A 23858-nucleotide genomic window follows, 5' to 3' on the forward strand; every position below is an offset into this window, starting at 1 on the left:
ACAATCAACGACGCCACTCAGCCCTCGCAGGACTGCCCCCGATCAGCCGAGTGTCATGAACGTCCCCGCCAAGTACACCTAGTGCGGCACCCTCCTGCGTCAGAGCCAGCCGTTGGCCTCGGCGACGCGCACGGCGGCGGCGCGGTTGTCGCCCCCGGTCTTGCCGATCGCCGCCGACAGGTGGTTGCGGACCGTCCCCTGCGACAGGTGGAGACGCTCGGCCACCACGGCGACGCTGGCGCCGTCGCGAGCGGCGCGCAGCACGTCGGTCTCGCGCTCGGTGAGCGGTGAGTCCCCGCTGACGAGGCTGTCCGCGGCGAGGGTCGGGTCGACGACGCGCAGGCCCGCGTGCACCCGGCGCACGGCGTCGGCGAGCTGCGTGGCGGGCACGTCCTTCACGACGAACCCCGACGCACCGGCCTGCAGCGCCCGCCGCAGGTACCCGGGTCGCCCGAACGTGGTGACGACCAGCACCCGGGTCCCCAGGCCCGCCGCGACGACCGCGCGGGTCGCCTCGATGCCGTCGAGGCCCGGCATCTCGATGTCGAGCAGGGCGACGTCGGGGCGGTGCTGCCGGACGGCGTCGAGCACGTCGGCGCCGGACCCGACCTCCGCCACGACGTCGAGGTCCTGCTCCAGCGACAGCAGCGCCGCCAGCGCGCCGCGCACGAGGGCCTGGTCGTCGGCGAGCAGCAGACGGATCGTCATGGGCCCTCCCTCCCGACGCGCAGGCTGACGCCGGGGTCGAGCGAGCGCACCACGACCGTCGCACCGACGGCCGCAGCGCGTTCGCGCAGCCCCGCCAGCCCGTGACCACCGACGTCGGCGTGGGCCAGTCCGCGCCCGTCGTCGCGCACCTCGACCGCCCGCGCGTCGACCGTGACGGTGCACCGACGCGCGGCCGCGTGCCGCACGACGTTCGTGACCCCCTCGCGCACCGTCCACGCGAAGAGGTCGCGCAGCTCGGTGGGCACGTCGTCGACCGTTCCGGGCAGCGACGCCTCGACGTCCGCGGCCGCCAGCGCCGTGCGAGCACGGGAGATCTCGCCGGGCAGGGTGATCTCGCGGTAGCCCTCGACCGCGCGACGGACGTCGGCGAGCGCGTCGCGGCCCAGGCGCTCCAGGTCGCCCACCTCGGCGAGCGCCCGGGCGCGGTCCGCGGCGTCGCCCGACTCGAGCAGCCGCCGGGCCAGCTCGGCCTTCACGGTGATGACGGTCAGGGAGTGGCCGAGGATGTCGTGCAGGTCGCGGGCGAAGCGCGTGCGCTCGTTCTCCACGGCGAGCTCGGCATTCTCGGCCTGGGCGTGCAGCAGCTGCGCGTTGCGGCCGACGAGCGCGCGGACGCCGAAGATGGCGACCGATCCGGCGAGGACGGCGAAGGCCAGCCCGGCCTGGCTGCCCCAGCCCTCGACCGCCCCGAGCCCCAGGGAGCCGACGACCGCAGCGACGGTGAGGGTGGCCGCCACCGCGGCCCGGAAGAGCAGGACGCCGGCGATCGCGACGTACACGATGCAGGCCGTGCCGACCTCCCCCAGGAGCGCGACGTCGGCGGCGCACAGGACGACGAGGCCGAGGAAGAGCGCGACCGCCCGTGCCGGTGGCGGCGTCCGGTCCGCCAGCCAGCGCTCACGACGTGCCTGCCACCAGGTGAGCATGTACAGCGCGGCGAACAGGACGGTCACGACGAGCCCGCCGATCCCGGCCGCCTCGTCGCGGCGTGCCCACGCGGCGAGCAGCGGGTCGCCGAGGAAGAACAGCCAGATGAGCGCGAACCACGGACCCCAGCGTCCCGTGGGGACGACGACGGTCCGTGGCACGCTCATGTCGGGCAGCGTACGGCTCACCCGCGGGCCGTGTCCTTGCTCATCCGCCACGCCGCACCGGCGACGAAGACGGCCAGCCAGCCCACGGCGTTGACGACCGCGTACCAGGGCAGCTCACCGGCAAGCGGCGCGCGGCTGATCTCGGCCACGCCGAACATCGGGGTCACCGACGCGATGTGCCACAGGGTGCTGCCCTCGGTGATGGGGATGAACAGGTTGCCGAGGAAGGCGAACAGCGCGAGCCCGGGCCCGAGCAGCTGCATGGCGTTCTCCCCGGGCACGACGTAGCCGACGAACAGGCCGAGGGCGGCGAAGACGAACGAGCAGAGCAGCGCCAGCAGCGCGCAGGCCAGCCACCGTCCGGCGGGCAGGTCGGCCCGGCCCTGCAGCACCGCCGCGACGTTGACCACCGCGACCGCGAGCGCGCCGAGCACCAGCGCACAGGCCGCCTTGGTGGCGATGTAGGCGAGCGGGTGCAGGGGCGTGAGCCGCAGCTGTCGCGACCAGCCGACCGATCGCTCGAGCGCCACCGACGAGCCTGCGGACGCGGTGGTGAGGGCGGCGCCGTACAGCGCCATCGACACCATGACGTACGCGGACACGTTGCCGTGCCCCACCCGCTCGTCGCCGCCGCTGCTGCCGGCGAAGGCGAAGAAGAGCGCCGCGGGGAACAGGAGCGAGAAGAAGACGGTGCGGCGGTTGCGCAGCATCCGGCGCAGCTCGAGGGAGAGCAGGACCCGGTTGAAGCCCCCGAGCCGGGGAGTCGTCCGGGGCCCGGTGGTGGTGACGGGGATGGCGGGGGTGATCATGCGGGGGTCCTCTCGTCGCCGCCGGTGAGGCTGAGGAAGGCGTCCTCCAGGCCTCGTCCGACGATCTCCAGGTCGTGCGCGGCAGTGCGGGTGAGCAGGTGGCGGGCGACGGCGTCGGAGTCGGTGCCGTGCACGACGACGCTGCTGCCGCGCACGTCGACGCCCTCGACGCCGGGGAGGGCCGCGATCTCGGCGACGGTCGCGTCGTCCGCGTCGGGGAGGGTCGCGCGCACGGTGCGCCCGACGGCTCGCGCCTTGATCTCGGCGGCCGTGCCGTCGGCGACGATGCGGCCGCCGCTGACGAGCACGATCCGGTCGGCGTACGCGTCCGCCTCCTCGAGGTAGTGGGTCGCGAACATGACGGTGCGGCCGTGCCGCGCGTCGTCGCGGATCGCGTTCCAGAACGTGCGGCGTCCCTCGACGTCCATGCCGGTGGTGGGCTCGTCGAGCAGCAGCAGGTCGGGGTCGCTGAGCAGGGCGAGGGCGAACCGCAGGCGCTGCTGCTCGCCGCCGGAGCAGAGCCCGACGCGACGGTCGGCGAGCGCCGTGAGCCCGGCGCGCGCGAGCACGTCGTCGACGTCGCGCACGTGGGTGAAGAGGCTGCGGACGTAGCGGACGGTCTCGGCGACCGTCAGGTCCTTGAGCAGCCCTCCGCTCTGCATGACGGCAGCCACCCGACCCTGGGCGACGGCGTCGCGGGGGTCGAGACCGAGCACCTGGACGGTGCCGGAGGTGGGTCGGCCGAGGCCGAGGACCATGTCGAGGGTGGTGGTCTTGCCGGCGCCGTTGGGGCCGAGGAAGGCCACCACCTCGCCGGGACGGACGACGAGGTCGATGCCGCGCACGGCCTCGACGTCACCGAAGGTGCGACGCACCTGCTGCAGGCGGACCGCGTCGGGTCGCGTCGTCGCGGACTGCGGCGACAGGGTGCTGGTCTGGTTCATGCCTCGAGCATGGTCCGCACGGCCGGTCCGGTCCCGGATCGCGCGTCACGACCTCGCCGTGACAGATGTCAGGGCTCGCGCCCGGGGTCAGCGGCGCAGGAACCGCTCGAGGAGGGGGCCTGCCGTGGCCGAGCCGGAGTCGCCGTCCGCCACGAACACGGCGACGGCGAGGTCGCCCTGCGTCGCGATCATCCAGGCGTGGGTGCGGGGCGGCCGGTCGTCGCCGTACTCGGCGGTGCCGGTCTTCGCCCGGACCGGGCCGCCCGGAAGGTCGCGCAGGAACGCGCCGCTGCCGTCCGTGACGACCGCCCGCATCAGTCCGGCCAGGCTCCTGACCTGCGCGGGGGTCACCGGCTCGTCGGGCTCCGGCGCCTCCTTCGTCCGCCGGTCGGGCAGGAGCACCGGCGTCACCGTGCCGCCGTGGGCGACGGACGCGGCGACCACGGCCATGGCCAGCGGGGACGCCTCCACCCGGCCCTGGCCGATGACCGACGCGGCGCGCTCGGTGCCGTCGGCCTGCGTGGGCACCTGGCCGAGGAACGCGGGCATCCCGAGGTCGACGTCGCGGCCGAGCCCGAGCCCGGCGGCCGCGGCGGCGAGCTCGTCCTGCGGCGCCCGGTCCCGCTCGGCGATCATGGCGGTGTTGCAGGACTGCGCGAAGGCGGTCCGCAGGGGCACGTCGCCGAGCGCCGACGCGGGGTAGTCGGAGTAGTTCGTGAACCGACGGCCGTCCACGGTCACGGTGGGGGTGCACGGCACCTGGCTGTCCGGGGTGAGACCGGAGCGCAGGAGGGCCAGGGCCGTCGCGACCTTGAAGGTCGAGCCCGGCGCGTACCGGCCGGTCAGGGCCGTGTCGGCGCCGTCTCCGCCGGGGCCGCTGGAGACCGCCAGCAGCGCACCCGTCGACGGCCGGATCGCGACGATCGCGCTGGCCGGGCCGACGTCGGCGAGGGTCCGGTCCGCCGCACCCTGCAGGTCGGGGTCGAGCGTGGTGCGCAGCGGCTCCCCGGCCTTCGGGTCGCTGGAGAAGAGTCGCCGGGACTCGGTGTCCGGGTCGTTGTCGACGGCCAGCACCTCCACGCCGGGGGTGCCGCGCAGCTGCTCGTCGTAGCGCGCCTGCAGCCCGGACAGCCCCACCGGGTCGCCCGGGCGGACGGCACCGTCGGACTTCTCCACGACCTCCGCGGTGGCCTCGCCGACGGTGCCGAGCAGCGGCTGCCCGAACGCCCGCGTCGGGGCCAGCGGCAGGGTGCCCTCGACGGCCAGCGACCCGGGGATCGCGGCGAGCTCCTGCCGGGTGGGCACGTCACCGTCGGCGCGCAGGACGAGTCCCTCGACGAACGCCTGGTCACCGGCCGCTGCGACCCGCCGGCGGTAGGCCCCGGGGTCGATGCCGAGCAGTCGCGCGAGCCGCTCGGCCGACGTCCCGGCAGCGTCGGGGTCGACGTCGGTCTTGTCGATCCCGACCCGCACGACCGGTCGTGCGGTGACGAGGACGGCGTCGTCGGCGCCGAGCACGTCGCCCCGCTCGGCCGGCGTCGTCCGCACGCCGAGCGTCTCGCCCTCCTCGACCGGCGCGACGACGGACGGCTCCCACCGCACGCGCCAGGCCCCGTCCTGCTCCACGAGGGTCGCAGCGGTGTCGTACGTCCAGGTGGCCCCGCCGATCGTCCACCGGTGCTGGAGCTTGGCAGTGGTGGCTCCGTCGTCCTCTTCCACCGACGTCACCCGCACCCGCTGCGTCCCGCCGACGTCGCCGACGACCCGTTCGAGGTCAGCCTGGTTGCGGGTCCCGTCGCCCGTCGTCGGCACCGACGTGACGTCGCCCTTCGACAGTCCCTCGGCGAGCGTCTGGGCCGCGTCGTCGGGGTCGGGTCCGCCGAGGCTGCACCCGGCCAGGACGCCGGCGGCCAGCAGGGGTCCTGCACTCGCGGCGACGATGCGGGCACGGGCGGGGCGACGCAGACGCATGACGGCAGTAGACCAGCCCGGGCCGGACGGTCGACGACGACGCGCGGCACCCTGGACGCACGCCTGACGTCGCCGGCCCCGCAGCGAGACCCTCTGCAGCGGTACGACCTGTTCAGGTTGTCGGCAGGTTCGCGTCCCTACGGTCCCACCCATGACGACGCGCGCCTTCCCGGCCACCAAGGTCCCCTCCGTCCTGGCGACGTTCTGGGTGGTGAAGCTGCTCACGACCGGCATCGGCGAGACCGGGTCGGACTTCCTCGGCACGGTGAGCATCCCCCTCGCCGCGGCCGTCGGCATCGGCGGCTTCGCGCTGGCACTGTGGGTGCAGCTGCGGGCCGACCGCTACCACCCGGTCCGCTACTGGACCACGGTCCTCACGGTCGCGGTGTTCGGCACGATGATCGCCGACGGCCCGCACGTCGTCCTGGGCACGCCCTACTGGGTCGACTCGATGGTCTACCTGGCGCTGCTCGGCGCGGTGCTGGCGTGGTGGAGGCGCAGCGAGGGCACGATCTCGGTGCACTCGATCACGACGGCCCGACGCGAGCGCTTCTACTGGGGCGTCGTGCTGCTGACGTTCGGCCTCGGCACCGCACTCGGCGACGCGGCCGCGGTCGACGCCGGCCTCGGCTTCGTCTGGTCGATCCTCGTCTTCGGCGTCGCGATCCTCGTGCCCTGGGGCCTGTGGCGCGCGGGCCTGAACCCGACGATCGCGTTCTGGTCGGCGTACGTGATGACCCGCCCGCTCGGCGCCTCGGTGGCCGACTGGCTGGGCAAGGGCACGAAGGACGGCGGGGTCGGCTGGGGCACCGGACCCGTGACGCTCGCCGGCCTGGTGCTGTTCGCCGGCCTGGTGACCTACCTCGCCCTCACCCACCGCGACGTCGACCACGAGACGCCCGACGCCTCGATCGACGACACCCCCACCGGCGACACCCCGCGGGACGCGGTCACGCAGCGGTGACTCTCGCGGTCCCGGGCTGCTCGTAGCATCGAGGAGTGTCCCCCGCCGTGCGCCTGGTCCCGATGACCGCTGAGCAGTTCCCTGCCTACCGCGAGCTGGCCGAGCGGGAGTACGCGGAGAACATCGTGGCGGCGGGGATGATGCCCGAGGCCGAGGCCCGCCGGAAGGCCGCCGAGGACTTCGCGAGCTCCCTGCCCGACGGGGTCGACACGGCGGACCACGAGCTCTGGACCGCGTGGGACGGCGACCACGAGGTCGGCATGCTGTGGCTCGGGTTCACCGAGAGGTCCGACGGTCTGTTCGCCTTCGGGTACGACTTCCTGGTGACCTCCGACCGACGCCGCCAGGGCTACGGTCGAGCGATCATGCAGGCTGCCGAGCAGGTGTGTCGCGACCGCGGCGTCGTCGAGGTCGGCCTGTCGGTGTTCGGGTTCAACTCCGGGGCGCGGTCGCTGTACGAGCAGATGGGCTTCGAGGTCACGATCCTCCAGATGCGCAAGCGCCTCTGAGCCGGACGCGACCGGGTCGAGCCGTACCGAGGTCCCGGCCTCGACTACGCATTCTCCGACCGTCACTACCGAGGCCCTGGAAGCGTGGGGCGGCGTGCGGTGGACGTGTCGGCCGGCACAGGTCGCGGACGTCGACCTGCACGCCACCGCAGTCCTAGAGTGTCGCCAGCGGTGCCGGGACACGCCCGGCACCCACAGTTCGGGGGAACTCATGACACGAAAGATGATGGGCTGCGTCGCGGCCCTCGTGACCGCGACGACAGCAGCGGGGATCGTCGGCCTCGGGAGCACGAGCGCGTCGGCACGCGGCGAGGCGCCGACGGTGGCCGCCGCCGACTCCTACGCCCGGCAGCACGGTGCACCGCGTGCGGACCTGCGTCTGGACCGCACCGTCCAGGTGCCCGGCGGCAGCGTCGCGCACTTCCAGCAGTACCTCGCCGGCAAGCCGGTGATCGGTGCCGAGGTCGTCGTCCAGCTCGACGCCCGCGGGAAGATCCACGGCACCACCGGCGCCGTCACGTCGGCGCCGCGCAGCGTCACGGCGGCACCTGCACGCACGGAGGCGAGCGCCGAGAAGACGGCGAAGGCGTCGCTGCGCAAGGCCGGCGCCTCGAAGGTCGACGCGACCGCAGCGGCCGCGACCGACCTCGCCTGGTACGACGCGGGCCTCTTCAAGGGCGCGGCGTCGAAGGGGGCGGTGACGCTCGTGCACGACGTCGAGGTGACCCCGACCGCGGTCGACGCCGTCGGAGGTCGGGTGCTCGTCGACGCGAACGACGGCACGCCGGTCTATACCGAGACCACCCAGCGCGACGCGACCAACCGCCGCGTGTGCGACGCCCGCAACCGGTACGTCACCAACCTCGACTGCCCGAGCCCGGTGCGCACCGAGGGGTCGGCGGCGAGCAGCGTCTCGGAGGTCAACGTGGCCTACGACCAGCTCGGTGCGACGTCGTCGTTCTACACCAGCCGGTTCGGGTACGACCTGTCGACGCAGATCGGCGAAGGAGCACTCCGCGCGACCGTGCGCGCCTGCTACCGCGACTCCGGCGGCGACTACGGCTGCCCGATGGAGAACGCGTTCTGGACGGGACGCAGCATGGTCTTCGGCCAGGGCTTCGCGTCCGCCGACGACGTGGTCTCCCACGAGCTGACGCACGGTGTCATCCAGAACACCGCGGACCTCGTGTACTCCTACGAGCCCGGCGCCATCAACGAGTCGATGGCCGACGTGTTCGGCGAGTTCGAGGACCTCGACAACGGCACCGGGAACGACACGTCCTCGGCCCGGTGGCTGCTCGGTGAGGACCTGCCCATCGGCGCGATCCGTGACATGAAGACCCCGGAGCGCGGCAGCCAGCCGTCGAGCTACCGCGGCCAGTACTGGCAGAGCGGCTCGAGCGACAACGGCGGTGTCCACACCAGCTCGGGCGTGGGCAACAAGGCGGCGTTCCTCATCACCGACGGCGGGACGTTCAACGGCCAGACCATCACGGGTCTCGGCCAGGCCAAGGCCGAGCAGCTCTACTGGCGCACGCTCAACGCGCTAACGAGCTCGTCGAACTACGCCCAGCTCGGCCAGACGCTGGAGTCCTCCTGCTCGGCCCTCGCCTCGGGCGGGACCGCCGGGTTCACGTCGAGCGACTGCCAGCAGGTGAGCAAGGTCGTGACCGCGACGCGGATGTAGCGGGACGCTGAGGGGATCGCCCGTACCGCCTGCGCGGTGCGGGCGATCCGCTCTTCAGAGGTCAAGCGTCGACGCGTCGGCGTAGGTGCGCACGGCGAACCTCGACGCGAGGACGTCGAACATCTCCTGCTCGGCACGCATCCGGGCCAGGAGGTCCGGCGCGCCGGTGGCGCCGTGGCCGACGAACTCCTGCCCCGCCGTGAGACCGGCGTATGCCGCGTCAGTGAAGACGTCGACGGGCGCGCCGTGAGGCGCGTCCAGGCCGGACAGGCCCGTGGCCACCGCCGGCGGAGCGAGCTCGGTGACCCGGACGGCGGTCCCGGCGAGCGCGTGGCGCAGGGTGAGCGTGTAGCTGTGCAGGGCGGCCTTCAGCGCGGAGTACAGCGGCGCGAAGGGCTGGGGGACGAAGGCACCCCCCGAGGTGACGTTCACGACCTGCGCGGGTGTGCCGCGACGGACCAGGTGCGGCACCAGCAGGTGGTTCAGGTGGACCGGACCGCTGAGCAGCACGTGCAGCTCCTCCTCCCGCACCGACCACGGGTCGTGGTCCTCGGCCAGAGCGACCCGGCGCTGGATCCCGGCGTTGTTCACCACGACGTCGATGTCGGGCAGGACGTCGAGCACGTGGTCGGCGAGACGCTCACGGTCGGACGCACGGCCCGCGTCGCTGACGACGGTCTCAAGACCGGGCAGCTCACGAGCGGCGCCGGCGAGCCGCGAGGCAGACCGTCCCGTCACCAGCACCCGCGCGCCGTCCTGCAGGTAGCGCCGTGCCAGCTCGAGCCCGATGCCCTGGCTGCCACCGGTGACGAGGACGTTGCGACCGGGGAGCTGATGAGTTGTTTCCATGACAACATGGTGCGCGCGAGATGTTGACACGTCAACACCTCGCCTATGATCGGTCCGTGGACCAACGATTGAGCGCCGACGAGCTGGCGGCGTGGGTGGCGTGGAAGAGAGCGTCGGACACCGTCTGGGACCAGGTCGTCGCGGCGATCACCGCGGCCTCGGGGCTGTCCGCTGCCGACTTCTCCGTCCTCACCCGCGCCGTGGAGGGCAGCCGACCGTTGCGTCAGCAGGACCTCGTGGACGACCTCGGGTGGTCGCGGAGTCGACTGTCGCGGCAGGTCGCCCGCATGGAGGAGCGCGGCCTGGTCCGCCGGACGGCCTCCCCGTCGAGCACCGTCGTCGAGGCGACGGCCGAGGGGCGACGACGGGTCGCGGTGGCCCGGAGCGCGCACGCCGAGGCCGTGCGGGCTGCGCTGCTCACGCGCGTCGGCGAGGCGGAGCGTGAGGCGTTCTGGCGGACGGTGCGCACCCTGGCCGGGGAGTAGGACCCGGTGGCGACACGGGAGCCTTCGGTGGAGCTGAGGGGACTCGAACCCCTAACCCCCTGCTTGCAAAGCAGGTGCGCTACCAATTGCGCCACAGCCCCTCGCGGGATCAGACCGAGTCGGTGGCCTGCTCCCAGGTGGTGCGGGTGGCGGCGGTCCCGTCGTCGCGACGAGCCACGGCCCACAGCACCCCGAGCGCGGCAAGGACGACCGCGAGAAGCTTCTTCATCGCCGTCCTCCTCGGGCGTCCGGTGGTGGGCCTAGCTGGACTTGAACCAGCGACCTCTTCCTTATCAGGGAAGCGCTCTAACCGAGCTGAGCTATAGGCCCGCAACAGCGATGAACTCTACCCCACGGTCGTCCGGCCGGACGAATCGGGGGGCCCACTGCCGCACCCAGCGGATCTCGATACAGCGAGACCGGCTTCGCCGGTGCACCACTCGATCTCCCTGAACCGTGCCCTCGCAGAGCTCGGTCAGGTTCAGTGATCCGTGAAGGTCACCTCGATACCGCCCAGCAGCTGGGCGGCGAGGTTGTACAGGTGCGCGGCGATCGTGGCGATCGCCGTCATCAGCACGACATTGACCGCGCTGAAGATCAGCGTGAGACCGACGAGGCGACCCAGGCCCAGGTAGTCGGTCAGGTCGAAGCTGCCGGCGCTGTCGGACAGCACGTTGGAGACCGTGCCGTTCAGCTGGTCCCAGATGCCCGTGAGGTCGAGCACCACCCAGAAGATGGTGACGGCGACGACCGAGACGATCATCAGCGCGACCGACACGACGAAGGCCAGACGCGTGACCGACCAGGGCTCGACGTGGGTCAGCCGCAGCCGGGCCTGACGTCCCGACGCCGAGGCGGCCGCGGGCGAGGCGGAGGCCTTCGGGGTCGGCTCGTCCTTGACCGCGGGGATGACGGCGGTGCTGTCGGGCGACTGGCTCGTGGTGCCGGCGTAGTCGGCTGCCGTCGGCGTCTTCTCCCGGGCAGCCGCGCCCTTCTTCGCGGGGGCGGACTTCTTGGCCGGGTCGGGCCGACCGGTCTGGCTCGGCGCCGCCTTCTTCACGGTGGTCGAGGCCTCGGTGGACGGCTTCGACGACTCGGGCTTCGCGGGCGCGGCGTTCCCGGACGGCGTACCGCCCGGACGACCGCGACCCGAGGCCGGGCGGGCGGGTCCGGCGGGACGGCGGTTGGCGCCGCCCTGCGTGGTGTCCTTGCTGCCGGTGACGGGCTTGCCGTCGCGGTCGAGGCGCGGGATCTGCTGCGTCCGTGCGGCGTCACCGGCGCCCGAGCTGGGTGCCCGGTCCTGAGGCTTCTGCTGGTCGCTCACTCGTCGTGCCCCTCGTCAGTGGTGTCAGTGACCTCGGTGCCCGCGTCGTCGGGCGTCACCGGGTCCACCGTACCGGCCGGGGCGTCGTCGGCCTCGCTGTCAGGCTCCGCCGCGCCGCCGAGGTCGGTGTTCCGTGCGATGGTGACCACACGGTCGTCGCCCTTGAACTTGACGAACGTGACGCCCATCGTGCCGCGACCCTTGGCCGGCACGCCCCGCACCTGGCTGCGCGTGACCTGGCCACCGGCGGTGACGGAGATGACGTCGTCGGAGTCCTTCAGCACCAGTCCGCCGACGAGCTCGCCGCGGGCCTCGGTGATCTGCATGGCCTTGATGCCCAGGCCGCCGCGACCCTGCAGGCGGTACTCGTCGATCGACGTCTTCTTGGCGTAGCCGCCGTCGGTCACGGTGAAGACGTAGAGGCGGTCCTCCTCGGGAACGTCCTCGACCGCGACGTCGGCGTGCTCGTGCCGGATGACCGTCATCGAGAGGAGCGCGTCGTCGTCGCGGAACTTCATGCCCGTGACGCCGGACGTCGCGCGACCCATCGGGCGCAGCTGGTCGTCGTCGGCCCGGAAGCGGATGGCCTGCGCCTTCTTGCTGATGAGCAGCAGGTCGTCGTCGGGACCGGCGATGTCGGCGCCGATCAGCGCGTCGTCCTCGTCGCGGAAGTTGATGGCGATGACGCCGGCCTGCCGCGGGCTGTTGTAGTCGGCCAGCCTCGTCTTCTTCACCAGGCCCTTGCGGGTGGCGAGCACCAGGTAGGGCGCCTGGTCGTAGTCGCGGATGGCGAGCACCTGCGCGATCTCCTCGTCGGGCTGGAAGCTCAGCAGCCCGGCGACGTGACCGCCCTTCGCGTCGCGTCCGGCCTCGGGCAGCTGGTAGGCCTTCGTGCGGTACACCCGGCCGGCCGTCGTGAAGAACAGGATCCAGTGGTGCGCCGTGGTCGGGAACAGGTGCTCGACGAAGTCGCCGTCGCGCAGCTGCGCGCCGCGCACGCCCTTGCCGCCGCGACCCTGCACCCGGTACTGGTCGGTGCGGGTGCGCTTGGCGTAGCCGCCGCGGGTGATCGTGACCACGACGTCCTCGTCGGGGATCAGGTCCTCCATCGAGAGGTCGCCGTCACCCGGGACGATCGGGGTGCGGCGGTCGTCGCCGTACTTGTCGACGATCTCGGCCAGCTCCTCGCTGACGATGGCGCGCTGACGCTCCTCGCTGGCGAGGATGGCCTTGAAGTCGGCGATCTTGGCCTCGAGCTCGGCGAGGTTGTCGATGATCCTCTGCCGCTCGAGGGCCGCGAGGCGACGCAGCTGCATGTCGAGGATCGCGCGGGCCTGCAGCTCGTCGATCTCGAGCAGTGCGATCAGGCCTTCGCGCGCCTCCTCCACCGTGGGGCTGCGGCGGATGAGCGCGATGACGTCGTCGAGCGCGTCGAGCGCCTTCACGAGTCCGCGCAGGATGTGGGCCTCGGCCTCGGCCTTCTTGAGGCGGTAGGCGGTGCGCCGCTGGATGACCTCGATCTGGTGGGCGATCCAGTGCGACACGAACCCGTCGAGCGTGAGGGTGCGCGGCACGTCGTCGACGAGCGCCAGCATGTTGGCGCTGAAGTTCGACTGCAGGTCGGTGTGCTTGTAGAGGTTGTTGAGCACCACCCGGGCCACGGCGTCGCGGCGCAGCTCGATGACGATGCGCATGCCGGCACGGTCGGACGACTCGTTGCGCAGGTCGGAGATGCCCTGCACGCGGCCCGCGTTCACCAGGTCGGCGATCTTGCGCATCAGCGCGTCGGGGTTGACCTGGTAGGGCAGCTCGGTCACGACGAGCTGGATGCGGCCCTTCGTGTCCTCCTCGATGTTGACCACGGCACGCATCTGCACCGAACCGCGGCCCGTGCGGTACATGTCCTCGATGCCGCGCGTGCCCACGATGAGGCCGTGCGTCGGGAAGTCGGGGCCCTTGACCCGCTCGATGAGCGCCTCGAGCAGCTCGGCCTTGCCGGCGTCGGGGTGGGCGAGCGCCCACTGGACGCCGTCGGCCACCTCGCGCAGGTTGTGCGGCGGGATGTTGGTCGCCATGCCGACCGCGATACCGGCCGAGCCGTTGACGAGCAGGTTCGGGATGCGGGCGGGCAGCACCGTCGGCTCGGAGGACCGGCCGTCGTAGTTGGGCTTGAAGTCGACGGTGTCCTCGTCGATGTCGCGCACCATCTCCATGGCGATCGGCGCGAGCTTGCACTCGGTGTACCGCATGGCGGCGGCCGGGTCGTCGCCGACGGAGCCGAAGTTGCCCTGGCTGGCGATCATCGGCGCCCGCATGACCCACGGCTGCGCGAGCCGGACGAGGGTGTCGTAGATGGCCGTGTCGCCGTGCGGGTGGTACTGACCCATCACGTCACCGACGATGCGGCTGCACTTGGAGAAGCCGCGGTCGGGGCGGTAGCCGCCGTCGAACATCGCGTACAGCACCCGGCGGTGCACCGGCTTGAGCCCGTCGCGCACGTCGGGCAGCGCCCGCGACACGATGACGCTCATCGCGTAGTCGATGTAGGACCGCTGCATCTCGTCCTGCAGCTCGACAGGCTCGATGCGGTCGCGCTCGATGGGGGTGTCGGTCATGTCTCGGATCTCGTTTCAGGAAGGCGTCGCGGGAGCGGGCTGGCGGCCGGACGGCCTAGATGTCGAGGAAGCGGACGTCTTTGGCGTTGCGCTGGATGAAGCTGCGACGCTGCTCGACGTCCTCGCCCATGAGGATCGTGAAGATCTCGTCGGCCATGGCGGCGTCGGCGAGGGTGACCTGGCGCAGCACGCGCGCGTCGGGGTCCATGGTGGTCTCCCACAGCTCGCCGGCGTTCATCTCGCCCAGACCCTTGAACCGCTGCACCGGCGCCTCCTTGGGGAGGCGGTAGCCGGCCTCGTCGCCGGCCGCGAGCAGCGCGTCGCGCTCGCGGTCGGAGTAGGCGAGCTCGTGGGCGTGGTTGGTCCACTTGATCTTGTACAGCGGCGGCTGCGCGAGGTAGACGTGACCGTTGTCGATCAGCGGCTTCATGAACCGGAACAGCAGCGTGAGCAGCAGCGTGGAGATGTGCTGGCCGTCGACGTCGGCGTCGGCCATGAGGACGATCTTGTGGTACCGCAGCTTGGCGATGTCGAAGTCGTCGTGGACGCCGGTGCCGAGCGCGCTGATGATCGCCTGGACCTCGGCGTTCTGCAGGATCTTGTCGATCCGCGCCTTCTCGACGTTGAGGATCTTGCCGCGCAGCGGGAGGATCGCCTGCGTGCCCGGGTCGCGGCCGTTCTTGGCCGAGCCGCCGGCGGAGTTGCCCTCCACGACGAACAGCTCGCACTTCTCGGGGTCGCGGCTGGAGCAGTCGGCGAGCTTGCCCGGGAGGCCTCCGCCGCCGAGGAAGCCCTTGCGGTTGCGGGCGAGGTCGCGGGCCTTGCGGGCGGCGAGTCGGGCGGAGGCGGCGTCGATGGCCTTGCGGATGACGACCTTGCCCTCCGCCGGGTTGCGCTCCAGCCAGGCGGCGAGCTCGTCGTTGACGACCTTCTGCACGAAGCTGCGCGCCTCGGAGTTGCCGAGCTTGGTCTTGGTCTGGCCCTCGAACTGCGGCTCCGCGAGCTTGATCGAGATGATCGCGGTGAGGCCCTCGCGGATGTCCTCGCCCGACAGCTCCTCCTTGCCCTTGAGCAGGTTGTTCGCGTCGGCGAACCGCTTGACGGTGGTGGTCAGCGCGGTGCGGAAGCCCTCCTCGTGGGTGCCGCCCTCGTGGGTGTTGATGGTGTTGGCGAACGTGTGCACCGACTCGCTGAAGGAGTCGTTCCACTGCATCGCCAGCTCGAGGGAGAGACCGTTCTCCTCGTCGTCGCGCTCGATGGAGATGACCTCGCCGTGGATGGGCGAGCGGGTGCCGACGTTGATGTGGTGCACGTAGTCGACGAGTCCGCCGTCGTAGCGGAAGCGCACCTCACGCTCGAGGTCGTCGGCTCCGTCCTCGTCGTCGCTGCCGAGGTCGCGCTCGTCGCGCAGGTGGATCTCGAGGCCCTTGTTGAGGAACGCCATCTCGCGGAAGCGGCTCTTGAGGGTGTCGAAGGAGTAGTCGGTGGTCTCGAAGATGTCGGCGTTGGCGTAGAAGGTCTGCGTCGTGCCCGTCTCGTCGGTCGCCTCGCCCTGCTCGAGCTCACCCGTGGGAACGCCGTTGTCGAACGTCTGCCGCCAGACGAACCCGTCGCGCTTGATGACCGTGTGCATGGTCGTGCTCAGGGCGTTGACGACGGAGATGCCGACGCCGTGCAGACCGCCCGACACCTTGTAGCCGCCACCGCCGAACTTGCCGCCTGCGTGCAGCGACGTCATGACGAGCGTGACGGCCGGGATCTTCTCGGTCGGGTGCATGTCGACGGGGATGCCGCGTCCGTCGTCGACGACGCGCACGCCGCCGTCGTCCTGCAGCACGACCTCGATGTGGGTCGCGTGACCCGCGAGCGCCTCGTCGACGGAGTTGTCGACCACCTCGTAGACCAGGTGGTGCAGACCGCGCTCGCCCGTGGAGCCGATGTACATGCCCGGACGCTTGCGGACGGCCTCGAGACCCTCGAGCACCTGGATGTTGCTCGCGTCGTACGACCCCTCGACCTGGGAGCGGGAGACCTGCTCCTCCGCGATGGGCTCGGGCGTGGTCTCGTCGTCAGGAGAGGTGGTCACTGTTCCAGTATACGGGCGATTGTGTGGCTCCCAGCGCACGAGGCCTCGTGTCACCACGGCTCCGCCACGTCCAGGATGGTGCTGAGCGGCCTGGGAGCGGCTCCAGGAGGGCCGCGCGGGGTGGGGCCCCATGCCCCGATCGTCCCTGGGGGCGTTCGGGCGTCTGAGACCCGTTCGGGCGCCTCGACCCGGTTGACCGCGTCCGTCATCGTAGGAGGCATGACCCTCCTGGACCCCGACGTCGCTCCCTTGCCGGCCCCGCCGACGCGGCGCACGGGCTCGAGCGTGCGCGGCACGGCTGCCCTCGTGGGCCTCGGCGCCACGCTCGCGTGCACCGTGCTGGCGTGGTTCGTGCTGCGCACGCCCCTCGGGCAGCGCCTCGACCACCGGGCCATGAACGCGGTCGTCGCCGGCCGGGACACGCAGCTGCAGGTCCTCAGCGTGCTCGGCTACATCTCCATCGGCGCGATCGTCGTGGTGGCGCTCGCCTGTGTCGTCGTCGCCCTGGTCCGCGGCCGCGCCGCCCTCGCGCTCGGTGCCCTGACGGTGATCGCCGGGGCCAACGTCACGACCCAGGTGCTGAAGCACGTCCTGCTGACGCGGGTGGACGTCGTCGACGGGGTCGTGGCGCCGGTCAACAGCTTCCCGAGCGGGCACACGACCGTCGTCGCCGCCGGCGTGGGGGCACTGTGCCTCGTGTCGCCACGGTGGATGCGCCCCCTCGTCGTCCCCGTCGGTGCGTTCGCCGTGACCCTCACCGGCGCGTCCACCGTCGTCGCCGGATGGCACCGTCCGTCCGACGTCGTCGGCGCCGTGCTCGTGACGACCGCCTGGACCGCCGTCGTGTCGTGGGTGCTCGGTCGCGAGCACGTCGCCGTCCGCGGCACCTGGCTGCTCGCCCTCCTCGGCGCCGTCGTCGCCATCGGCACCCTCGTCGCCATCGGCGTGCGCCCCTCCTACGGATGGGACGGCTTCACCGACGCCGCCCTCGTCCTCGGCGCCCTCGGCATCACCCTCGGCCTCGCCGTCGCCGCCGGGAACCGGGCGACGCCGACGTCGTAGGGGTTGTCTTCTCTCGTCCTGCGGGTGCGCTGCCTCAGGGATTCTGTGGTCGCTGGTGCGCTGCCGCGGGGGGTCATCACCTTGCTGGTGCGCTGCCGCAGGGGGCCTGTCCTTGCTGGTGCGCCGCCTCGGCCCACGCTGGGTGTGGTCTCCGAAAGGGCCTCGACCGGGCGGCTGGGCGCGAGCTGGTCGGGGTTCTCGGGCTGCGGCCCGCGTTGGACGCGAGATTCTGCGTTTGCGCGTGCCGGCGGTGGATCTGCCACCTTCTGAGCGCTGTTCAGGTGGCAGATCCACCGCTGAGGGGGCGAGGGGTGTGAAGGATTCTTCTTTCTCGTGGACCGTTCCACGAGAAAGAAGAATCCTTCGTCTCCCCAACGCAAAGGGCACACAAGATTCTGCATTCGCGCGAGATAGGTCGAACGCTTCTGCGTTCACGACGGGATCCCGTAGCAAACGCAGCATCCTTGGCCATTCCGCACACGAACGCAGCATCTTGCGTCCACCCACAGCGCGAGCCACAGCCCGAGACCCCAGACCAGCGCGGTCGCCAACCGCCCGGTCGAGGCCCTTTCGGAGACCACACCCAGCGTGAGCCGAAGCAGCGCACCAGCAAGACAAGACCCCCCGCGGCAGCGCAGCAGCAGGCAAAGACTCAGCCGTACGTGTCCCGCGGACCGCGACCCTTGACCGAGCGGGGGCCGCGCTTCCAGGAGGGGGCTTGAGGGCCGCGGACCTCGATGCGGACGACGGCGCCGTCGCCGAGCTCCTCGTTGAGGCGGGCGACGAGGCGGGGGGCGAGTAGCCGGAGCTGGGTGGCCCAGGCGGTGGAGTCGGTGGTCACGTGCAGCACCGCGTCCTCGTAGCCGTCGACGGTCGAGTGCCGCGCCACCTCCGAGCCGACGATGGAGGCCCAGTCGGTGAACACGCGCTGCGCCGACAGGCGGTCGTCCCAGCCCTGCTGCCGGACCAGCGCGCCGAGCGCGTCGGCCACGGTGGTCGGGTCCTCCCGACTCTTGCGCCGGCGTGGGGTGGAGCCGTCGGTGCGGCGACGGCGGGGGCGCAGCGGCGCGCCCGTCCCGCGGTAGCTGTCGGCGATCTCGCGGGCCAGGCCGAGCGGGTCGTCGGAGTCGGGCGGCTCCGTGCCGTCGTCGGCGGGAGGGGTGCCGGACACGTCAGGCCTCCGTGACCTTGCCGGCGTGCACGTCGAAGCGGTGCCCGGCGAGCACGGCAGGGACGTCGTCGGCGACGGCCGCCGTCACGAGCACCTGCTCGGCGTCGCCGACGAGCTCGGCGAGCTGCTCGCGACGCCCCTCGTCGAGCTCGGCGAACACGTCGTCGAGGATCAGCACCGGGTCGTCGCCGTCGTCGTCGCGCAGCAGCGTGAACGACGCCAGGCGCAGCGCCAGGGCCAGCGACCACGACTCCCCGTGGCTCGCGTACCCCTTCGCGGGGAGCTCGCCGATGACCAGCTCCACCTCGTCGCGGTGCGGTCCGACGAGAGTGACGGCCCGGTCCAGCTCGTCACGCCGCCGCTCCTCGATCCCGGCGAGCAGGGCCTCGCGCACGCCGGCGGGACTCTCGTCGTCGCCGACCACGGAGCCCCGGTAGGTGGCCGTGACGTCGCGGCGCTCGGGAGCGGCACGGGTGGCGACCGTGCGGTAGGACTCGACGAGGAACGGCGCGAGGTCGTGGAGCAGGGCGATGCGGGCGGCGACGATCTCGCCGCCGAGCGTGGCGAGCTTGTCGTCCCAGATGTCGAGAGTAGACAAGTCGACTTGTCGGTTTGTGTACCTTCCCGAGCGAGCCGACTTCAGCAGGGTGTTGCGTTGGCGGAGCACGCGCTCGTAGTCGGCCTTGACGCCCGCCAGCCGCGGCGTGCGCAGCACGAGCAGACCGTCGAGGAAGCGCCGACGGTCGGAGGGGTCGCCCTTCACGAGGGCGAGGTCCTCGGGCGAGAAGGTGACGGTGCGCAGCACGCCCACCAGGTCCCGCGTGCGCGGGAGGGCGGCCCGGTTCACCCGTGCGCGGTTGGCGCGGCCCGGGGTGATCTCGAGCTCGAGCAGGGCCGTGCGGTCACCGCGCACGACCTCGGCCCGCACCACCGCACGCTCCGCACCCGCCCGTACGAGCGGGGTGTCGGAGGAGACGCGGTGCGAGTCGAGCCGGGACAAGTAGTCGATGGCCTCGACCAGGTTCGTCTTGCCCTGGCCGTTCGCCCCGACGAACGCGGAGGGCCCGGGCTCCAGCGTGATCTCGACCTCGGGGTAGGACCGGAAGTCGTGCAGCGAGAGGCGGGCGACGCGCATGCGTCAGGAGGGGTCGGCGTCGAGGTCGGCCGGCGCGTGCCCGCTCTCCTCGGCCGCCTGCACGGCGTGACCGCCGAACTGCTGACGCATCGCCGCCACCGCCTGCATGGCCGGAGACTCGTCCTGGCGCGAGACGAAGCGCGCGAACAGCGACGCGGCGATCGTCGGGGCCGGGACGGCGTGGTCGATCGCGGCCTCGACGGTCCAGCGACCCTCGCCGGAGTCCTCGGCGTAGCCGCGGATCTTCGACAGGCCCGGATCGTCCTGCAGCGCCTTGACGAGCAGGTCGAGCAGCCACGACCGGACGACGGTGCCGACCCGCCACGAGTCGAAGACGTCGGTGACGTTCTCGACGAGCTCGGCCTTCTCGAGCAGCTCGAAGCCCTCGGCGTAGGCCTGCATCATCGCGTACTCGATGCCGTTGTGGACCATCTTCGAGAAGTGGCCCGCGCCGACCCGACCGGCGTGCACGAACCCCGACTCGCCCTCGGGCTTGAGGACGTCGAAGACCGGCTGGACCTTGGCGATGTCGTGCGGGTCGCCGCCGGCCATCAGCGCGTAGCCGTTCTCCAGGCCCCAGACCCCGCCGCTCACGCCGCAGTCGACGTAGCCGATGCCCTTCTCCGCAGCCAGCGCCGCGTGCTTCTCGTCGTCGGTCCAGCGGGAGTTGCCGCCGTCGACGATGACGTCGCCCTCGTCGAGCAGCTCGACGAGGTCCTCGACCGTGGAGCGGGTGATCTCGCCCGCCGGCACCATGACCCACACGACCTTGGGCGAGGGCAGCTCCTCGACCAGGGCCTGCAGCGAGTCGACGTCGGTGACGTCAGGGTTGCGGTCGTAGCCGGTGACGGTGATGCCGCCGTTGCGCAGACGGGTGCGCATGTTGCCGCCCATCTTGCCGAGTCCGACGAGTCCGAGGTGCATGGAGGTCCCTTCAGGTGACGACGTTGGTGCGGTGCGGTGGGCGGGTCAGCCCTGGAGCCGCACCGGCATGATCAGGTAGCGGAACGCGCCGTCGGGCGCGTCACCGATCTCGCGGACGCCGGAGATGGCGGCCGGCTTGGTGTGCTGGGTGAAGGCGAGGTGCACGACCGGGTCGGACATGACGCCGAGTCCCTCGAGCAGGTATCCGGGGTTGAAGCCGATCGAGATGTCGGCGCCGTCGATGGTCGCCTCGATGGACTCCGACGCCTGGGCGTCGTCGCCGCTGCCGGCCTCGAGCAGCACCTGGCCGTCCGAGAAGGTCAGCCGGACGGGGGTGTTGCGCTCCGCGACGAGCGAGACGCGCTTGACCGCGTCGACCAGCTCGGACGTACGGACGTGGGCGACCGTCTCGGACTGCGCCTGGAAGAGCTGGCGCACCCGCGGGAAGTCACCCTCGAGCAGCCGGGTCGTCGTGCGGCGTGTGCCGTTGCCGACCGTGCCCTCGAAGCCGATGAGTCCGTCGCCGGCCTCGCCGGAGGAAATGGCGATGGTGATGTCGGACCCGGAGACCAGGGAGCGCGCCGTCTCGCCGAGCACCCGCGCGGGCACGAGCGCGTGGCCGGAGGCGTCGCTCGCCTCGGGCGACCACTGCAGCTCGCGCAGGCTGGCACGGAAGCGGTCGGTGGCCATGAGGGAGATCGTCGAGCCGTCGATCTCCAGCCGCACGCCGGTGAGCAGCGGCAGCATCTCGTCGCGGCCGGCGGCGGCACTGGCCTGCGCGACCGCCGTGGCGAACTCGTCCGCCTTGATGGTGCCCGACGCGGTCGGCATCTGCGGCAGCTGCGGGTACTCCTCGACCGGCATCGTGGAGAGGCTGAACCGAGCGCTGCCGCAGGAGACCTGGACCTTGGTGCCGTCGAGGCTGACGTCGATCGGCTTCGACGGCAGCGACTTGACGATCTCCGACAGCAGCCTGCCCGAGACCAGGGCGCGTCCGTCGTCGGCGACCTCCGCCGGAAGCGTGGCGCGGGTGGAGGTCTCGTAGTCGAACCCCGACAGCGTGAGCCCGTCGCCAGCGGTCTGGATGAGGAGCCCGGCGAGGACGGGCACGCTCGGCCGGGTGGGCAGGCTGCGTGCGGTCCACGCCACGGCGTCGGCGAACGTGTCGCGATCGATGCGGAATCTCACGAATCGAGGCCTTTCGGGCATGAGAAGACTAGGACTGCATCCTGCCACGGACACGGTGCGAAGCGTAGGTCGGGAGAGGCGTCCTGAGGACGTCGTCCCGCTCGTCCACACCCAGGCCGTCCCGTCACTCTTGCGGGGGATCCGGACATGTAACTCCCTCGTCGTCGTCGTAGGCGGTGTGGATTCGGTGGACAACCGACGTCGGCGCAGGTCAGGTGGCGTGTCGGGGCGTGGACGGCGGTGTGGGCGTGCCGTGGACACACCCCAGAGGGCTGTGCACGTCCGTGCGTCGTTCACACCTCGTTCACACGTCGGTCGCGTCTGTCCACCTGAGGTCGAGACTTTCCCACAGAGTCGTCCCCAGGTGTGCATGAAGCCCGCGGGCACGACGCGACGAGGCCGACGTCGCCCGGACGTCGGCCTCGTGGCGGCAGCGGGTGCCGCGCGGATCAGTTCTGGCGCGCCTGCTGCTTGATGCGGTTCGTCAGCTCCGTGACCTGGTTGTAGACCGCGTGCTTCTCGGCCATGAGCTTGCGGATCTTGCGGTCGGCGTGCATGACCGTCGTGTGGTCGCGTCCTCCGAAGTCGGCGCCGATCTTGGGCAGCGACATGTCGGTCAGCTCACGGCACAGGTACATCGCGATCTGCCGGGCGAGGACGAGGTCGCGGCTGCGGTTCGTGCCGCACAGCTCCTCGATGCTGAACTCGGAGTAGGCCGCGGTCTGCGCGAGGATCACGCCCGACGTGATCTCGGGCTCCTCGCCCTCGGCGACGAGGTCCTTCAGGACGATCTGCGCGAGCTGCAGGTCGACGGTCGTGCCCTGCAGGTTCGCGAAGGCGGTGGCGCGGATGAGCGCGCCCTCCAGCTCGCGGATGTTGGTCTGCACCTTGCTGGCGATGAACTCCAGGACGTCCGCCGGCGCCGTGAGCTTCTCGATGGCCGCCTTCTTGCGCAGGATGGCGATGCGGGTCTCGAGGTCGGGCGGCAGCATCTCGGTCTGCAGGCCCCACTCGAACCGGTTGCGCAGCCGCTCCTCGAGCGTGCGCAGGTTCTTCGGCGGCCGGTCCGACGTCATGACGATCTGCTTGTTGGCGTTGTGCAGCGCGTTGAAGGTGTGGAAGAACTCCGTCTGCGTCGACTCCTTGTTCTCCAGGAACTGGATGTCGTCGACGAGGAGCACGTCGATCTCGCGGTACTTCTGGCGCAGCGCGGCGGTGCGGTTCTCACGGATGGCGTTGATGACGTCGTTCGTGAACTCCTCGCTGTTGACGTAGCGCACGCGCGAGGACGGGTAGAGGTTGAGCACGTAGTGGCCGATGGCGTGCAGCAGGTGGGTCTTGCCCAGACCCGAGTCGCCGTGGATGACGAGCGGGTTGTACGCCTTTCCGGGAGCCTCGGCCGCCGCGACGGCGGCCGCGTGGGCGAAGCGGTTGGACGAGCCGATGACGAAGTTCTCGAACAGGTACCGGGCGTTGAGCCGGGCCTCGTGCGCGCTGGTCCGACGTTGCACCGGGTCGGGCTCCTGGGCCCAACTCGGCACGAACTCGTCGACGTCGATCTCCTCGCCCTCCTCCTCGGGTGCGGGCGGCACCACGGAAAGTGGATGTGTCGACTTGTCGTCTTTTTGAGGTGCTGAGGACTGCGGTGCGGTGTGCTGGGGACCGGTCGGGTGCGGGCGGTCCTCGACCTGCGGTGCGGCGGAGGCAGGACGGTCGCGGGCGCGGTCGGTGAGCGAGGGCTCGATGGTGACGACGAGGCGGACCTGCTCGCCGAGGTGCGACGACAGGGCGTGCTCGAGGGCGGGGCGGACCCGCGACTCCAGCTGCGCACGACTCAGGTCGTCGGGCACGCCGACGATGAAGATCCCCGGGTGCCGGCTGATCGGCTCGGCGCTGTAGACCCAGACGCGGGCGCCGTTCGACAACGTCGAGACGGCGTGGTCCCACGCTGTGGAGAGCTCGAGGTCGTCCGAGGTCTGCCCTGAGGCGTCGGTCATGCAGGTCTCCCGAGGGGTCGCGTGGTCCACAGAGTTGTCCACACGGTGTGCATCCAGCTACCCGCTGGTCCTGCGCTGTGGAAAAAGGCGCAGAGCGGCGACGCTAGCAGCGGTCGCGAGGTGGTTTCAAGCGGGTTGGCAAGATTGCCGCGGTGCGCTCGGCGTGTCGCGTGGACCGGTCGGTCGCAGGTAGCCTATGGGGCGGGTTTGACCACGCTCCAGCCGCCCCGTACCGTGGAGCAGTCGTGCAACACGACCGTTGCCGCATGCCCACGACCGAGATCTTCGCCGTGGGCGAGCGGTGGCCGTCGATCC

19 protein-coding genes and 2 tRNA genes are annotated in these 23858 nt (G+C 71.5%); 5 read left to right on the forward strand and 16 right to left on the reverse strand.

Annotated features, from left to right (window positions below):
* Positions 1 to 99: 99 nt before the first annotated feature.
* The 5 genes from AC3WRM_RS08100 to AC3WRM_RS08120 all read right to left on the reverse strand — a co-directional run bounded on the left by AC3WRM_RS08100 (position 100) and on the right by AC3WRM_RS08120 (position 5547).
* Complete coding sequence (locus tag AC3WRM_RS08100; RefSeq protein WP_492247992.1) at positions 100 to 708, reverse strand: response regulator transcription factor; 609 nt, start codon at positions 706 to 708, stop codon at positions 100 to 102.
* Positions 705 to 1823, reverse strand: coding sequence for a sensor histidine kinase (locus AC3WRM_RS08105; RefSeq protein WP_492247991.1), 1119 nt, complete (start codon positions 1821 to 1823; stop codon positions 705 to 707). Before AC3WRM_RS08105 ends, AC3WRM_RS08100 begins: the two co-directional genes overlap by 4 nt.
* A 17-nt stretch (positions 1824 to 1840) precedes the next feature.
* On the reverse strand, positions 1841 to 2632 hold the full coding sequence (locus tag AC3WRM_RS08110) for an ABC transporter permease (protein WP_492247990.1): 792 nt from the start codon (positions 2630 to 2632) through the stop codon (positions 1841 to 1843).
* Positions 2629 to 3576 carry an ABC transporter ATP-binding protein gene (locus tag AC3WRM_RS08115; protein ID WP_492247989.1) on the reverse strand — a complete coding sequence of 316 codons (948 nt, stop codon included), beginning with the start codon at positions 3574 to 3576 and terminating at the stop codon, positions 2629 to 2631. The genes AC3WRM_RS08110 and AC3WRM_RS08115 overlap by 4 nt, the downstream gene beginning before the upstream one ends.
* Positions 3577 to 3663: 87 nt before the next feature.
* Positions 3664 to 5547 carry a penicillin-binding transpeptidase domain-containing protein gene (locus AC3WRM_RS08120; protein ID WP_492247988.1) on the reverse strand — a complete coding sequence of 628 codons (1884 nt, stop codon included), beginning with the start codon at positions 5545 to 5547 and terminating at the stop codon, positions 3664 to 3666.
* A 151-nt stretch (positions 5548 to 5698) separates the two neighbouring features.
* Between AC3WRM_RS08120 and AC3WRM_RS08125 the strand changes: the two genes are divergently transcribed.
* The 3 genes from AC3WRM_RS08125 (at position 5699) to AC3WRM_RS08135 (ending at position 8707) form a co-directional block, all read left to right on the forward strand.
* Complete coding sequence (locus tag AC3WRM_RS08125; protein ID WP_492247987.1) at positions 5699 to 6511, forward strand: COG4705 family protein; 813 nt, start codon at positions 5699 to 5701, stop codon at positions 6509 to 6511.
* Positions 6512 to 6546: 35 nt separating this feature from the next.
* Complete coding sequence (locus tag AC3WRM_RS08130) at positions 6547 to 7020, forward strand: GNAT family N-acetyltransferase (RefSeq protein ID WP_492247986.1); 474 nt, start codon at positions 6547 to 6549, stop codon at positions 7018 to 7020.
* Between the two features lie 211 nt (positions 7021 to 7231).
* Positions 7232 to 8707: a M4 family metallopeptidase gene (locus AC3WRM_RS08135; RefSeq protein ID WP_492247985.1), complete on the forward strand. Its 1476-nt coding sequence runs from the start codon at positions 7232 to 7234 to the stop codon at positions 8705 to 8707.
* Positions 8708 to 8761: 54 nt separating this feature from the next.
* On the opposite strand, the gene AC3WRM_RS08140 is transcribed toward AC3WRM_RS08135, so the two are convergent.
* Complete coding sequence (locus AC3WRM_RS08140; protein WP_492247984.1) at positions 8762 to 9556, reverse strand: SDR family oxidoreductase; 795 nt, start codon at positions 9554 to 9556, stop codon at positions 8762 to 8764.
* A gap of 56 nt (positions 9557 to 9612) precedes the next feature.
* Between AC3WRM_RS08140 and AC3WRM_RS08145 the strand changes: the two genes are divergently transcribed.
* On the forward strand, positions 9613 to 10041 hold the full coding sequence (locus AC3WRM_RS08145) for a MarR family winged helix-turn-helix transcriptional regulator (protein WP_492247983.1): 429 nt from the start codon (positions 9613 to 9615) through the stop codon (positions 10039 to 10041).
* Positions 10042 to 10069: 28 nt separating this feature from the next.
* Here AC3WRM_RS08145 and AC3WRM_RS08150 read toward each other — a convergent pair.
* From AC3WRM_RS08150 to gyrB, 5 genes are all read right to left on the reverse strand, one after another.
* Positions 10070 to 10142: transfer RNA gene (locus AC3WRM_RS08150), tRNA-Ala, on the reverse strand.
* 151 nt (positions 10143 to 10293) lie between these two features.
* Positions 10294 to 10371: transfer RNA gene (locus AC3WRM_RS08155), tRNA-Ile, on the reverse strand.
* Positions 10372 to 10522: 151 nt separating this feature from the next.
* Entirely contained in the window at positions 10523 to 11365 is an 843-nt protein-coding gene (locus tag AC3WRM_RS08160; RefSeq protein WP_492247982.1) for a DUF3566 domain-containing protein, read from the reverse strand.
* A complete protein-coding gene (gene gyrA, locus AC3WRM_RS08165; RefSeq protein WP_492247981.1) occupies positions 11362 to 13980 on the reverse strand; it encodes a DNA gyrase subunit A in 2619 nt (872 codons plus the stop codon). The genes AC3WRM_RS08160 and gyrA overlap by 4 nt, the downstream gene beginning before the upstream one ends.
* Positions 13981 to 14035: 55 nt before the next feature.
* Entirely contained in the window at positions 14036 to 16066 is a 2031-nt protein-coding gene (gyrB, locus tag AC3WRM_RS08170; protein WP_492247980.1) for a DNA topoisomerase (ATP-hydrolyzing) subunit B, read from the reverse strand.
* A 219-nt stretch (positions 16067 to 16285) separates the two neighbouring features.
* Between gyrB and AC3WRM_RS08175 the strand changes: the two genes are divergently transcribed.
* Positions 16286 to 17128, forward strand: coding sequence for a phosphatase PAP2 family protein (locus AC3WRM_RS08175; RefSeq protein WP_492247979.1), 843 nt, complete (start codon positions 16286 to 16288; stop codon positions 17126 to 17128).
* 652 nt (positions 17129 to 17780) lie between these two features.
* On the opposite strand, the gene AC3WRM_RS08180 is transcribed toward AC3WRM_RS08175, so the two are convergent.
* The 5 genes from AC3WRM_RS08180 to dnaA all read right to left on the reverse strand — a co-directional run bounded on the left by AC3WRM_RS08180 (position 17781) and on the right by dnaA (position 23543).
* Complete coding sequence (locus tag AC3WRM_RS08180) at positions 17781 to 18299, reverse strand: DciA family protein (RefSeq protein WP_492247978.1); 519 nt, start codon at positions 18297 to 18299, stop codon at positions 17781 to 17783.
* Between the two features lies 1 nt (position 18300).
* Complete coding sequence (recF, locus tag AC3WRM_RS08185; protein ID WP_492247977.1) at positions 18301 to 19434, reverse strand: DNA replication/repair protein RecF; 1134 nt, start codon at positions 19432 to 19434, stop codon at positions 18301 to 18303.
* 3 nt (positions 19435 to 19437) lie between these two features.
* Positions 19438 to 20358: a phosphogluconate dehydrogenase (NAD(+)-dependent, decarboxylating) gene (gene gnd, locus AC3WRM_RS08190; RefSeq protein WP_492247976.1), complete on the reverse strand. Its 921-nt coding sequence runs from the start codon at positions 20356 to 20358 to the stop codon at positions 19438 to 19440.
* Between the two features lie 45 nt (positions 20359 to 20403).
* The gene (gene dnaN / locus AC3WRM_RS08195; RefSeq protein ID WP_492247975.1) at positions 20404 to 21546 is read right to left on the reverse strand and encodes a DNA polymerase III subunit beta; all 1143 of its coding nucleotides are present in this window, start codon (positions 21544 to 21546) and stop codon (positions 20404 to 20406) included.
* 449 nt (positions 21547 to 21995) lie between these two features.
* The gene (gene dnaA / locus AC3WRM_RS08200) at positions 21996 to 23543 is read right to left on the reverse strand and encodes a chromosomal replication initiator protein DnaA (protein WP_492247974.1); all 1548 of its coding nucleotides are present in this window, start codon (positions 23541 to 23543) and stop codon (positions 21996 to 21998) included.
* Between the last annotated feature and the right edge of the window lie 315 nt (positions 23544 to 23858).

This window comes from Aeromicrobium sp. EU05-FHT14F07, assembly GCF_058790455.1.

Coding starts and splice junctions, on each gene's coding strand:
- AC3WRM_RS08100 (WP_492247992.1), bottom strand. CDS start 708: ATGACGATCCGTCTGCTGCTCGCCGACGACCAGGCCCTCGTGCGCGGC.
- AC3WRM_RS08105 (WP_492247991.1), bottom strand. CDS start 1,823: ATGAGCGTGCCACGGACCGTCGTCGTCCCCACGGGACGCTGGGGTCCG.
- AC3WRM_RS08110 (WP_492247990.1), bottom strand. CDS start 2,632: ATGATCACCCCCGCCATCCCCGTCACCACCACCGGGCCCCGGACGACT.
- AC3WRM_RS08115 (WP_492247989.1), bottom strand. CDS start 3,576: ATGAACCAGACCAGCACCCTGTCGCCGCAGTCCGCGACGACGCGACCC.
- AC3WRM_RS08120 (WP_492247988.1), bottom strand. CDS start 5,547: ATGCGTCTGCGTCGCCCCGCCCGTGCCCGCATCGTCGCCGCGAGTGCA.
- AC3WRM_RS08125 (WP_492247987.1), top strand. CDS start 5,699: ATGACGACGCGCGCCTTCCCGGCCACCAAGGTCCCCTCCGTCCTGGCG.
- AC3WRM_RS08135 (WP_492247985.1), top strand. CDS start 7,232: ATGACACGAAAGATGATGGGCTGCGTCGCGGCCCTCGTGACCGCGACG.
- AC3WRM_RS08140 (WP_492247984.1), bottom strand. CDS start 9,556: ATGGAAACAACTCATCAGCTCCCCGGTCGCAACGTCCTCGTCACCGGT.
- gyrA (WP_492247981.1), bottom strand. CDS start 13,980: ATGACCGACACCCCCATCGAGCGCGACCGCATCGAGCCTGTCGAGCTG.
- AC3WRM_RS08175 (WP_492247979.1), top strand. CDS start 16,286: ATGACCCTCCTGGACCCCGACGTCGCTCCCTTGCCGGCCCCGCCGACG.
- recF (WP_492247977.1), bottom strand. CDS start 19,434: ATGCGCGTCGCCCGCCTCTCGCTGCACGACTTCCGGTCCTACCCCGAG.
- gnd (WP_492247976.1), bottom strand. CDS start 20,358: ATGCACCTCGGACTCGTCGGACTCGGCAAGATGGGCGGCAACATGCGC.
- dnaA (WP_492247974.1), bottom strand. CDS start 23,543: ATGACCGACGCCTCAGGGCAGACCTCGGACGACCTCGAGCTCTCCACA.